The sequence below is a fragment of the Methylobacterium sp. Leaf102 genome, from assembly GCF_001422425.1.
Classification (GTDB): Bacteria; Pseudomonadota; Alphaproteobacteria; order Rhizobiales; family Beijerinckiaceae; genus Methylobacterium.
In genome coordinates this window covers 16,269-29,024 of sequence record NZ_LMMX01000013.1, presented here as the reverse complement: position 1 = coordinate 29,024, position 12,756 = coordinate 16,269, and the positions used below count along the sequence as shown (strand labels likewise).

Annotated in this window: 9 protein-coding genes; 8 read left to right on the top strand and 1 reads right to left on the bottom strand. The window is 70.7% G+C overall.

The features are described from left to right. The first annotated feature begins 243 nt into the window (after window positions 1-243). The 5 genes from ASF27_RS10280 (at window position 244) to ASF27_RS10260 (ending at window position 4,668) form a co-directional block, all read left to right on the top strand. Window positions 244-1,338: a spore photoproduct lyase family protein gene (locus ASF27_RS10280; protein ID WP_056359809.1), complete on the top strand. Its 1,095-nt coding sequence runs from the start codon at window positions 244-246 to the stop codon at window positions 1,336-1,338. A gap of 132 nt (window positions 1,339-1,470) precedes the next feature. Then, on the top strand, window positions 1,471-1,755 hold the full coding sequence (locus ASF27_RS10275; protein WP_244480971.1) for a hypothetical protein: 285 nt from the start codon (window positions 1,471-1,473) through the stop codon (window positions 1,753-1,755). A 75-nt stretch (window positions 1,756-1,830) separates the two neighbouring features. Beyond that, window positions 1,831-2,073, top strand: coding sequence for a hypothetical protein (locus ASF27_RS10270; RefSeq protein WP_200918754.1), 243 nt, complete (start codon window positions 1,831-1,833; stop codon window positions 2,071-2,073). A 385-nt stretch (window positions 2,074-2,458) separates the two neighbouring features. Then, a complete protein-coding gene (locus ASF27_RS10265) occupies window positions 2,459-3,346 on the top strand; it encodes a sulfurtransferase (RefSeq protein WP_244480974.1) in 888 nt (295 codons plus the stop codon). Further along, window positions 3,343-4,668 carry a YeeE/YedE thiosulfate transporter family protein gene (locus ASF27_RS10260; protein WP_082478963.1) on the top strand — a complete coding sequence of 442 codons (1,326 nt, stop codon included), beginning with the start codon at window positions 3,343-3,345 and terminating at the stop codon, window positions 4,666-4,668. The genes ASF27_RS10265 and ASF27_RS10260 overlap by 4 nt, the downstream gene beginning before the upstream one ends. Window positions 4,669-4,675: 7 nt before the next feature. Here the strand turns inward: ASF27_RS10260 and ASF27_RS10255 are convergent, their stop codons facing one another. Next, on the bottom strand, window positions 4,676-5,509 hold the full coding sequence (locus ASF27_RS10255; protein ID WP_244480973.1) for a transporter: 834 nt from the start codon (window positions 5,507-5,509) through the stop codon (window positions 4,676-4,678). A 374-nt stretch (window positions 5,510-5,883) separates the two neighbouring features. On the opposite strand from ASF27_RS10255, the gene ASF27_RS10250 reads away from it, so the two are divergent. The 3 genes from ASF27_RS10250 (at window position 5,884) to ASF27_RS10240 (ending at window position 12,753) form a co-directional block, all read left to right on the top strand. Beyond that, complete coding sequence (locus ASF27_RS10250) at window positions 5,884-7,992, top strand: carbohydrate porin (RefSeq protein WP_082478961.1); 2,109 nt, start codon at window positions 5,884-5,886, stop codon at window positions 7,990-7,992. A gap of 228 nt (window positions 7,993-8,220) precedes the next feature. After that, entirely contained in the window at window positions 8,221-9,516 is a 1,296-nt protein-coding gene (locus tag ASF27_RS10245; protein WP_056170991.1) for an efflux RND transporter periplasmic adaptor subunit, read from the top strand. Between the two features lie 72 nt (window positions 9,517-9,588). Further along, entirely contained in the window at window positions 9,589-12,753 is a 3,165-nt protein-coding gene (locus ASF27_RS10240) for a CusA/CzcA family heavy metal efflux RND transporter (protein ID WP_056170989.1), read from the top strand. Window positions 12,754-12,756: the final 3 nt, after the last annotated feature.

Sequence of the window (12,756 nt, the reverse complement as noted above, 5' to 3'; positions counted from 1 at the left end):
GGGTCCGTGCATGCGTGGTCCTTGGATTGGGGGGCCCGGGGTCGGGGGGCCCGGGGTGGGCGGCTTCGCCTGTCATGCGGACCCGGACCCGCTTGCGCAAGCTGTCGCACGCGCGGGGCATCGCCATCCGGTCGCCGATCCCTATTTCCTAAAGGGACTCATCACCGTACCGGACGAACCGTCGTTCGACCGAGCCGGCCCCGGCCGGCGGGCGGGCGCGGTCGCCCAGCAGGCGCCGCGACCATGCCCCTCCCCTCGCCGTCCCCCGCCGCCGCATCCCCGCCCCGCCTGTGGCGGCCCCAGCGCGTCCTCGTCACCCGCGCGGCCCGCGGGTTCGCCCATGGCCGGGCCATCGCCGAGCGCGCCGCCGCCCTCGGCGCCGAGGTGGTCGAACTCGCCGGCGATCGCCTGGTCGCCCCGAAGCACGACGACCCGCGCGCGGCCTACCGCGCCGCCAAGGGTACCCTCGCGGTGGTGGTGGCGCCCCCGAGCAAGCGCCGGCTGCAGCCGATCCCGCCCTCGGCCGACTGGCGCTTCGACCTCGCCGAGGGCTGCCACGCCCATTGCCAGTACTGCTACCTCGCCGGCTCGCTCAGCGGCCCGCCGATCACCCGCGTCTACGCGAACGTCGACGAGATCCTCGCCGTGCTGCCGGCGCATCTCGGCAGCGGCGGCGTCACCTCCGTGTCGTCCGAGCGCGCGCACGAGGGCACCACCTTCGAGGGCTCCTGCTACGCCGATCCCCTCGGCATCGAGCACCTCACCGGCAGCCTGTCGGAGGCCGTGCGGTTCTTCGGGCGCTGGGACGCGCCGGTGCAGCTGCGCTTCACCAGCAAGTTCGGCGACGTCTCGCCCCTCATCGGCCTGCCGCACGGACGGCGGGTGCGGGTCCGCATGTCGGTGAACGCCCAAGGGCTGATCCGCTTCGAGGGCGGCACCAGCCCGCTCCAGGCCCGCCTCGACGGGCTCGCGCGCCTCGCCCGCGACGGCTACCGCGTCGGGCTCACGGTGGCGCCGATCCAGCCCTTCGCCGACTGGCCGGCGGGCTACGACGATCTGTTCGCCCGCATCGCCGCGGCGCTGGCCGGAATCCCCGACCTCGATCTCACGGCGGAACTCATCACCCACCGGTTCACGCCCGGCTCGAAGACCGTCCTGCGCGACTGGTATCCGGGCAGCGACCTCGACCTCGACGAGGCGGCGCGCACCCGCAAGCTGACGAAGTTCAGCTCGACCAAGTACGTCTACCCCGCCGAGACCATGCGGACCCTGCGCGCGTCCCTTACGGAGATGCTGGGGCGCCACCTGCCCATGGCGCGGGTGCTGTACTGGACGTGACCCGGGCTTTTCTTCCGGAACGCGCGGCTTTGCGGGAGGCCGCCGCTTGCCTGCGGCGAATCCCGTCATATAACAAGAACATATCATGAACTCGTGCGTTGTCCGACGCGATCACGACAGGGAGGGACCTCCATGGCCCGCTACCGCTTCCATGCGATGAACGGCTCGGACTTCGTGTTCGACGCCGTCGGCAAGGACATCCGCGCACCCGGCCGCGTGACCCGCTGGGCGGAAAGCGTGGCGCAGGACCTGATGGGCCGCCTCGACGGGGAGACGGACTGGTCCACCTGGTACGTCAGCGTCCACGACCTCAGCGGCCGGCGCGTCCTCGTGCAGCCGTTCGTGCCCCCGCACGGGGATGCGCTCCCACGGGGGGCTTCACGCCGATCCCAGCCGGCCCCCCAGATGACGGCCTGACCGCCCGGGACGCCATGCGGCATCATGGGGGAGGCCGCCCGTCGAACCCGAGGGCGGTCCGCCGGTTGGAACGCCATGAGCCAGCACAGCACCGACCCCGCCCAGCAGATCATCGACGCCCGACGCCGCGAGATGGCCGTCGAACACCTGTTGTTCGGAACCATCCGGTTCCTCGCCCAGCGTCATCCCGAACTGCTCGACGATCTCGAAGGCAGCCTCGATCATCTCTGGGACAAGGGTCCGGCGGACGAGCGCGACGACGAGGCCGTGCGCGAGGTCGCGCGGCGCTTCGTCGGGAGCCTCCGGGTCGAGCGCTGAGGGCGATTGGCTCCCCGAACGGCCGCACGTTCGAGCCGCCAAGATAATCCTTCATGAAACCAAGGGTTTCGGGGCGATAGACTTGCTGCACCCGAACGTAATACAGAACAGCATTCCTTTGACTTGATGCATGCGGCAAGGCGACATTGTCGATGGTTCGCCGCCGCACTGCTGGTCCGATCAGTGATCCTCCATCGCGAAATCAGGCGTCCGGCGGCGAGGCCGATCCTGACCTTGCAGGTCTCGAATCTCCCGGTCGCACCGGGGGGTTCGGGAGACTGTGTGCGATCCCGGAGTGTCTCCCGTGCTGCGAAAATCCGCCTGCCTGTTCGCGTTCGCCCTGACCGTGCTCACACCCGCGTTCGGGGTCGCCGCGCAGGAGCCCGTGGCCGCGACCCAACCGAACGCCGCACAGTCTACGGCGAGCCCCCTGGTCTCCACGGAATGGCTGGAGAAGAACCTCGAGGCGAAGAAGCTCCGCATCGTCGAGGTCAGCGTCGATCCGGGCGTGTTCGAGCGCGGACACATCCCCGGCGCCCAGAACGTCGCCTGGCACACGGACCTCGTCGAGACCGTGAGCCGCGACATCGCCGGGCCGGACAAGTTCGCCGCCCTGGTGCGGCGGCTGGGCATCGACCGCGACACCACCGTGGTGCTCTACGGCGACAACAACAACTGGTTCGCCGCCTGGGGCGCCTGGGTGTTCGCCCAGTACGGCCTGACCGACAACGTCAAGCTGCTCGATGGCGGACGCAAGAAGTGGGAGGCCGAGAAGCGCCCCCTCGACACCCGCAACCCCGAGGTCGCGGCCTCGGCCTTCGCCGTCACGCCGGCTTCGCCGGCCCTGCGCGCCCGCCTCGCCGACGTGCTGGCGGTGGCCAAACGCGAGCGCAACGAACAGATCCTCGACATCCGCTCGCCCGACGAGTTCAGCGGCAAGGTGATCGCCCCGGCCGGGGTGCAGGAACTCGCCATCCGCGCCGGCCACATCCCCGGTTCGGTGAACGTGCCCTGGGCCAAAGCGGTGAACGCCGACGGGACGATCAAGTCTCCGGCGGAACTCAAGGCCCTCTACGCGGCGGCCGGCATCGACGGCACCAAGCCGATCATCACCTCCTGCCGCATCGGCGAGCGCTCCAGCCACTCATGGTTCGTCCTCAGCCGCATCCTCGGCTACCCGACCCGCAACTACGACGGCTCGTGGACCGAGTACGGCAACACCGTCGGCGTGCCCGTGGTGAACCTCGCCGGGACCGTCTGGGGCGGCAAGTGAGCGACGGCGTCGCGGCGCGCCCCCTTGCGCCGCCCGCCCCATCGAACGCCTCCGTCCGGACGGACGGGGGCGCCCCCCTGCGGGTCGCCGGGGCGCTCGCCATCGCGGGCGGCCTCGCCCTTGCGGCCCACACCCTCGCGGGCGAACCGGGGGGCGGGCGGCTCGCCCTGTCCCTGACCTTCGGCGCCCTGTTCGGCTTCGTGCTCCAGCGCAGCCGCTTCTGCTTCTACTGCCAGTGGCGCGACCTCCTCGTCACGGGCGATCCGCGCGGGATGCTCGGCATCCTGGCCGCCCTCGCGGCGGGAATCGCCGGTTATACCGTGGTGCTGGGCGCCTGGATGCCGGACCCGTCCGGCGCGCGCCTGCCGCCCGACGCCCATATCGGCCCGGTGGGACCGGTGCTCGTGCTTGCCGGCGCGGTGTTCGGGGCCGGCATGGCGATCTCGGGCTCCTGCATCGGCGCGCATCTCTACCGCCTGGGCGAAGGCTCGCCGACGGCGCCGTTCGCGCTGCTGGGCACCGGCCTCGGCTTCGCCCTCGGGTTCGCCACCTGGAATCCGCTCTACCTCGCCAGCGTCTCAGAGGCGCCGGTCCTGTGGCTGCCGCGCCACCTCGGCTACGCCGGGAGCCTCGTCGCCGCCCTGGCGGTGCTCGGCGCCCTCGCCCTGCTCCTGCTGCGCCGCCTGCCGGCGCCCGAAGCCGTGGCGCCGCCGGGCCACCTGTCGCAGAGCCACCTGTCGCAGAGCCACCTGCCGCAGAGCCACCTGCCGCAGAGCCACCTGCCGCAGAGCCACCTGCCGCCAACGAGCCCCTGGCACGCGGTGTTCGTCGTCCGCTGGCCGGTCTGGCTCGGCGGGTTGGCGGTGGGGGCGCTGGCGACCCTCGCCTACCTGCGGGTCGGCCCCCTCGGGGTCACGGCCGAGATCGGCGGACGCAGCCGGCAGGCGGCGGGGGCCTTCGGGCTGCTGCCCGAGCGCCTGGAGGGGCTCGATACGTTCCGGGGCTGCGCCACGGCCGTGCGGGACGCGGTGCTGACGCCCAACGGCCTGTTCATCGGCGGCCTCGTGCTGGCCTCCCTCGCGGCGGCCCTCGCGGCGGGCCAGTTCCGCCCGGCCATGCCGACGCCGAGCCAGATCGGGCGCGGCCTCATCGGCGGGCTCCTCCTCGGCTGGGGCGCCATGACCGGGCTCGGCTGCAGCGTCGGCACCCTGCTGTCGGGGATCATGGCCGGCGCCGTCTCCGGCTGGGTGTTCGGCCTCGCCCTATTTGCGGGTGCGGCCGGCACCCTGTGGGTCGGGCGACGGGCACGTCTTCTGGCGTAGACGCGGATCAGCGCCCGAAGACGGGTCGCAACGGGGCGGCCTCGGCGTCCTTGTAGATCGGCACGATGGCGCGCAGCCAGCCGCGGGTGTCGCGGCCGCCGTAATTGCTCTGGACCACGTCGCGGGTGACATAGGCCTGGAGGTTCACGGGGCCGAAATCGTAGCCAATGAGGCCGCCCACGGCGACCTGGCCCTGGCGCTTGTAGGCGGGGTTGCGCGTCGGCAGATCCGTCGAGCCGAAGGCGACGGGGCCGACCTCCCACTTCCCGAACTTCTTCGTCGCCGTGAGGTCGAGGTTGAGGAAGTCGGGGTAATACGCGGTGCCCAGCGGCGAGACCGTCTCCAGCACGGTGCCGTAGAGGGCGTGCGCCGTGAGGTTGAGGCCGTCGCCGTTGTAGGTCACGGCGAAGCGCTGGTGCAGCACCGCGTTCTGGATCACGATCCGGGTGTCGCTCGGCAGGTAGGCGCCGAGCAGGTAGCTCGCATGGACGTGTTCGCCGAGGGTCCAGGCGATCTGGCCGGCCAGCAGGGTCTGGCCGAAGCCGCTCTGGTAGGCCGCGCCCCGGGTGCTCGAGGCCGCGATGGGCTGGAGCACGACGAATTGCAGGCGCCCGCCCGCCACGGTCCAGGGCGTCGCCCAGATGAAGCTCGGCAGGTTGATGTTGAGTTCGGTGCCGCGCGGCTCGGTGCTGCGGATGCCGAAGCTCGACGTGTTGACGAAGTACAGGCCGACCGCGAACGGCGCGCCGGCCGGCAGGCCCACGGTCTGGCCCGGCTGCGCCGACGACCCGGCCTGCACCGGCGCCGCCATGCCGGCACCGCCCAGGGCGAGCGCCGCCATGGCCCCGGCCCTCACCCCACTCGTTCGTCCCATCGTGCTCCCGATCGTCCGCCGCAGCCGCGCCCCTCGCGGGCGAAATGGCATCTGGCGACATGGCATCGGGCGAACGCGCGCGCCGCATGGCGTCCTGCCGCAGGTGCGGCCTCCCGGCGCGACCGTGGCGCGAAGGCAACAATCCGGCGCCACCGACGCGGCTTCGACCGGGCGAGGGATTAAGACATGTGAAAAAGCGTGGCCGGCCGATACAATCCCGACACCCTTCCCCGACACCCTTCCACACCGGTCCGATTCCGCGTCCCCGCCCGACATGTGGGGGTCATTCGGCCGGGGTAATGCGGCGGGGCCTGCGATCCAGCCCGTCCGAGACGCCACCGATGCCGTTCCTTCCCCGTTCGTTCCGCAGGCTCCCGGGGGCGACCACGCTGGCGGTCGGCCTGAGCTTCGCCCCGGCGGCCGGAGCCGCCGATCTGGCCGCCGCACCCCGCGTCGCGCCCGCCTTCGTCGATTGGAGCGGCGTCTATCTCGGGATCGAGGGCAGCGCCGGGGCCTCGTTCGGCGCCTTCGATTTCGGCCGGACCACCGTCGGGGGCCGGGCAGTCCCGGCCTTCCGGACCGGGGACGCGACGGGGCGCTCGGACCGCAGCCGCGAGGCCACCACCGCCGTCGGCGGCGCCTTCGCGGGCTACAACTGGCAGACCGGCCCGTGGCTCGCGGGCGTGGAGGCCGACCTCTTCGGGAGCAACCTCAAGCGACCCGTGGCCTCGACGGCGCCGGGCTTCGGCACCGAGGCCGTCGATCCGGCCTTCAGCCTCATTCGGGTCAAGTCCGACGTGCTGGGTGCCGTGCGCGGGCGCCTCGGCGTCGCCTTCGAGCGGTCGCTGATCTACGCCACCTTCGGGCTCACGGGGGCCGAGGCGCGGTTCCTCGCGACCTATCCCGACCCCGCGACGGGCGCGGTCGGCACCGCGCGGCGCGACCGCACCTATCTCGGCTTCACCCTCGGGGCCGGCGTGCAGTTCGCCGTCTCCGAGCATTTCAGCCTCGGGATCGACTACCGCTACAACGATCTCGGCGGCAGCGGCCGGTTCGACCTCGGCACGGTGCCGGGGGCGGCGGGCGGCCCGGTCTCGACCCGGGCCGGTTTCATCGCCAACGAGGTGATGGCGCGCCTGAGCTGGCATCCGGGCGGCCTGCGCCTGCCCGACGAGGCGGAAGAATCCGGCCCGGTGCTCGGCGAGCGCTTCTCGCTCCACGGCCAGACCACGTTCTTCAACCAGGCCGTGGCGGGGTTCCGTGCGCCCTACAGCGGCCCCAACAGCCTCGTGCCGCACCAGGCGCAGGCGACGACCACGGCGACGCTGTTCCTCGGCCTGAAGCTCACGGACAGCACCGAGCTCTACTACAACCCGGAATTCTCCCAGGGCTTCGGCCTCAGCCGCACCCTCGGGGTCGCCGGCTTCACCAACGGCGAGGCGCAGAAGGCCGGGGCGCCGTTCCCGAAGCTGCGCTCCGCCCGCTACTTCGTGCGCCAGACCTTCGGTCTCGGTGGCGAGACCGAGACCCTGCCCGACGGCCCAAACCAGATCGCCAACACCTACGACGTCGAGCGGATCACATTCATCGCCGGCAAGTTCGCCATGGGCGACTATTTCGACGGCAACCGCTACGCCCACGACCCGCGCGTGGATTTCGCCAATTGGGGCCTGTGGAGCTCGGCGGCCTGGGACTTCCCCGCCAACCTGCCCGGCTACACGCAGGGGATTCTGGTCGAGTACAACCGTGCCGAATTCGCGTTGCGGGCCGCCTACACCCAGGTGCCGAAGGAGCCGTCCAGCGACGTGCTCGACCCGCGGGTGTTCGAGCGCGGCGGCTTCACCATCGAGTTGGAGGAGCGCCACGTGCTGCCGTTCCTCGACCGGCCGGGCAAGCTGCGCCTCGGTGCCTTCTCCAACGTCGGCAACAGCGCGCGCTACCGCGAGGTGGTCGGCCTCGCCCAGGCGGGCACCTTCGACGACATCAACGACGCCGTGGCGGCGACCCGGCGCCCGCGCCGCAAGAGCGGCGTCTACGTCAACCTCGAACAGGCGGTCACCGACGATCTCGGCGTGTTCGCCCGCGCCAGCGCCGCCGACGGGCGCAACGAGAACCTGTCCTTCACCGACATCGACCGGAGTTTTTCCGGCGGCGTCTCCCTCAAGGGCAGCCAATGGGGCCGCCCGAGCGACACCGTCGGCCTCGGCACGTCCATGAACCAGCTCTCGCCGTCCCACCGCGACTACTTCGCCAACGGGGGGCTGGGCCTGCTCATCGGCGACGGGCGGCTCACCTACGCGCCCGAGCGGGCGGTGGAGGCCTACTACGCGCTGAGCCTCGGCAAGGCCCTGGTGCTGACGGCCGACTACCAGTTCGTGGCGAACCCCGCCTACAACCGGGACCGCGGCCCGGCGCACTTCTTCGGCACCCGCCTGCACGCGGATTTCTAGACGTGGCCCGCACGACGCCCGGCCGGAACCGGCAAGACACGGCCGAAGACACGGTCGGCGCCGGCCCGGAGGCTAACATGGGTTAGCCGCCGGCGATCACGGGCTTTTGTCCGTGCCCCCATTCCGGCGTCATTGCGCCGTCATGAATCCCGTCCTTGGGATACGACCCGACAACGGGACGAGCCCCCCTCGAGAACGCCTTCGCGCCGACCGCCGGAAAGTGCCGCCATGTCCACAGGTCCCCGGAAGGGCATCTCCAAACTCATCGTCCTGCTCGGGCTGGTGATCTGCGCCGGTCTCGGCGCCGTCGCTTGGTCGGAGCGCGACTCGGCCTTCGCCGGATGGGTGCTCACCACGGTGCGCGAGCGCATGGCCCAGATCTCCGGCCCGTCCGAGGAGGCGGCCGACACCGTCGGCGGCCGCGCCGACACCGTCGCGCGGGTGTTCCGCCCGAACCCGGCCCAGCGCACCGCCCTGGAGATCGCCCCCGTCCGGGCCGTGACGTTCCGGCCCGAGGGCACGGCCGAGGGGCGCATCGCCCTCAACGACGACGACAACGTGCCGGTCACCTCGCCCTATGCGGGCCGGGTCACCAAGGTGCTGGTGCGGGCGGGCGACGAGGTGAAGGCCGGCGACGTGCTCCTGACCATGGAGGCCACCGACATGGTCCAGGCCCAGAGCGACTACCAGGCGGCGCTGAACACCATCGCCAAGACCACCGCCCTGCTGAAGCTCGACGTGACCATCGCGGCCCGCCAGCAGGAGCTGTTCCAGGCCAAAGCCGTGGCTCTGAAGGACTACCAGTCGGCCCAGAACGACGTGATCGGCGCCCAGAGCGACCTCAAGACCGCCGAGGCGAGCCTGGAGGCGGTGAAGAACCGCCTGCGCATCCTCGGCAAGTCGGATGCCGACATCGCCGCCTACGAGAAGAAGGGCACCCTGAGCGCCGAGACGCAGCTGCGCGCGCCCATCGCCGGCACCATCGTCCAGCGCAAGGTCGGCATCGGCCAGTATCTCAGCACCTCGGCCGAGCCGGTCTTCGTCATCGGCGACCTCTCGACGGTCTGGCTCGTCGCCAACGTGCGCGAGAGCGAGATCCCGAAGATCCGCCTCGGCCAGGACATTGAGGCCCGGGTGGCGGGCTTCGGCCAGCGGGCCTTCAAGGGCAAGGTCGACTACATGGCGGCCTCCCTCGATCCGGCGACCCGGCGCCTCGCCGTGCGCAGCGAGGTCGAGAACCCCGACCGGGTGCTCAAGCCCGAGATGTTCGCCGCCTTCACGATCTTCACCGGCCCCGGCCAGACCGCGCCGGCGATCCCGCCCTCCGCCATCGTCTACGAGGGCCGCCGCGCCCAGGTCTGGGTCGCCCGGCCCGACGGCGCCATCGAGGCCCGCGCCGTCACCCTCGGCCTCGCCGGCCAGGGCATGGTGCAGGTGGTGGAGGGGCTCAAGGCGGGCGAGGAGATCGTCACCCGCGGCGCCCTGTTCATGGATCGCGCCGTCAGCGGCGACAAGGCGTCCTGAGCCGGACCGCACGACCCTTACCGTCCCCCAAGAAATTCCCAGCCCCGATCGGCCGACCATGACCCGCGCGCGATGAACAGCCTGATCGTCTTCGCCCTGCGCCAGCGCGTGCTGGTGTTCCTCATGTTCCTCGCGATGCTGGGGCTGGGCTACGCCAGCTACACGCAGCTGAACATCGAGGCCTATCCCGATCCGGTGCCGCCGCTCGTCGACGTGATCACGCAGAATCCCGGGCAATCGGCCGACGAGATCGAGCGCTACATCACCATTCCCCTGGAGGTGCAGCTCGCCGGCATTCCCAACGCCACGGTGGTGCGGACCATCTCGCTGTTCGGCCTGTCCGACGTGAAGGTGCAGTTCAACTACAACTTCACCTACCAGGAAGCCCTGCAGCGGGTGCTCAACCGCCTGTCGCAGCTGCCGCCCCTGCCGGGCGGGGCCCAGCCGCAGATCTCGCCGACCTCCCCCGTGGGCGAGATCATGCGCTACAAGGTGACGGGGCCGGCGGGCTACTCGTCCACGGAGCTGAAGACCCTGCAGGATTGGGTGCTGCAGCGCCGGTTCAAGGCGATTCCGGGCGTGGTCGACGTCACGGCGTTCGGCGGCAAGACCAAGGAATACGAGATCGCCGTCGATCTCAACCGCCTGCAGGCGCAGGGCCTGACCCTGGTCCAGCTCGTCACCGCGCTCAACAATTCGAGCATCAACGTCGGCGGCCAGACCCTCAACGTCGGCGAGCAATCGGCGGTGGTGCGGGGCATCGGCCTCATCCGCGACATGGACGACATCCGCGACACCATGCTGACGCAGGTGGCCGGCGTGCCGGTCCTCGTGCGCGATGTCGCCGACATCCGCGTCTCCAACGCGCCCCGTCTCGGCATCGTCGGCCATGACGGCCAGAACGACATCGTCGAGGGCATCGTGCTCATGAGCCGGGGCGGCAAGAGCCTGCCGACCCTGAAACTGGTGGAAGCCGAGATCGACAAGATCAACGCCAGCGGCCTGCTGCCCCCCGACGTGAAGGTCGAGCGGATCTATGACCGCAGCGGGCTCATCCACACCACCACCCACACGGTGATGCACAACCTCGTCTTCGGCGTGATCCTGGTCTTCGTGGTGCAGTGGGTGTTCCTGGGCAGTTTGCGCAGCGCCATCATCGTGGCGGCGACGATTCCCTTCGCCCTCGGGTTCGCCATCCTCATCCTCGTCCTGCGCGGCGATTCGGCCAACCTCCTGTCGCTGGGCGCCATCGATTTCGGCCTCATCGTCGATGCCACCGTGATCATGGTCGAGAACGTGTTCCGGCACGTGGCCGAACCCGAGCACAGCGAGGGCCAGGAGGCGCCGGGCGGCCTCACCGGGCGGCTCGGCACCATCGCCATCGCGGGCGCGGAGGTGAACCGGGCGATCTTCTTCTCGGCCACCATCATCATCGTCGGCTTCCTGCCGCTCTTCACCCTGACGGGCGTCGAGGGCCACATCTTCGGCCCCATGGCCAAGACCTACGCCTACGCGCTCATCGGCGGCCTGCTCGCCACTTTCACGGTCTCGCCCGCCCTCTCGGCCCTGATCCTGCCGAAACACGTGGAGGAGCGCGACACCCTGGTGGTGCGCCTTCTGCGCTTCGGCCACGTGATCATCCTGCGCTTCGGCCTGCGCAACAAGGTGCTGTCGCTCCTCGTGGTGGCGGCCATGCTCGGGGCCTCCGCCATCGCGGCCAGAACCCTCGGCCTCGAATTCCTGCCCAAGCTCGAGGAGGGCAACCTCTACATCCGCGGCACCATGCCGGCCTCGATCTCGCTGGAGGCCGGCAACGCCTACGTCGAGCGCCTGCGCAAGATGGTGTCCGACGTGCCGGAGGTGGTCACCGTCCTGTCCCACCAGGGCCGCCCCGACGACGGCACCGACGCCACCGGCTTCTTCAACGTCGAGATCCTGGCGCCGTTGAAGCCCATCGACCAGTGGCGCGCCGGCCTCGACAAGGAGACCCTGGTGCGCACCCTGTCGAAGCAGCTCGACGACGCGTTCCCCGGCATCGAGTTCAACTTCTCCCAGTACATCGAGGACAACGTGCAGGAGGCGGCCTCGGGCGTGAAGGGCGAGAACTCCGTCAAGATCTACGGCAGCGACCTCACCGAACTCACCCGCACCGCCGAGGCCGTGAAGGCGTCGCTCGCCAAGATTCCCGGCATCGCCGACCTCTCGGTCTTCGCCTCCCTCGGCCAACCCACGGTGCGCATCGACATCGACCGGCGGAAAGCCGCCCGCTTCGGCCTGACGCCCGGCGACGTGAACACCACCGTCCAGGCGGCCATCGGCGGCCAGACGGCGGGCGACCTCTACGAGTACGGCTCGGACCGGCATTTCCCCATGCGGGTGCGCCTCGCATCCGAATACCGAAGCAGCCTCGCCACCATCCGCAACATCACCATCGGGGCGCCGAATCCCGCCGGCGGCGTGATCCCCGTGCCGCTCTCCGAGATCGCCACCGTGGAGCTGACCTCGGGCGCGGCGTTCATCTACCGCGAGAACCAGGAGCGCTACATCCCGGTGAAGTTTTCCGTGCGCGGGCGCGATCTCGGCGGCGCCGTGCTGGAGGCCCAGAGCCGGATCGCCCAGGAGGTGCCCCTGCCGGCGGGCTTCCACCTCGAATGGGTCGGCCAGTTCACCAACCTGCAGGACGCCGTGGCGCGCCTCAGTGTCGTGGTGCCCATCACCATCGCGCTCATCGCGCTCCTGCTCTACGTCAACTTCGCCTCCCTCACCGACATGCTGCTGACGCTCAGCGTGATTCCCATGGCGATGATCGGCGGCATCTTCGCCCTGGCCCTGACGCTGACGCCGTTCTCCATCTCGGCGGCCATCGGCTTCATCGCGCTGTTCGGCATCTCGACCATGGAGGGCGTGATCCTGCTCTCCTATTACAACCAGCTCCTCGACGAGGGCTGGGAGCGGGGCGCCGCCGTGTGGCACGCCGCCAACGTCCGCATGCGTCCGGTGATGATGACCTGTGTCGCCGCCTGCGTCGGCCTCCTGCCGGCGGCGGTCTCCACGGGCATCGGCTCGCAGGTGCAGAAGCCCCTGGCGCTGGTGGTGGTGGGCGGCATCATGCTCGCGCCCAACCTCATCCTGGTGATCGTGCCGATCCTCATCGGGCTGTTCTCGCGGCGCAAGCCGGCCCCGGGAATGCGCCCGCCGGAGGCCGCGCACGCGGCGGCCCGGGAGGCGTACGCGTGATGC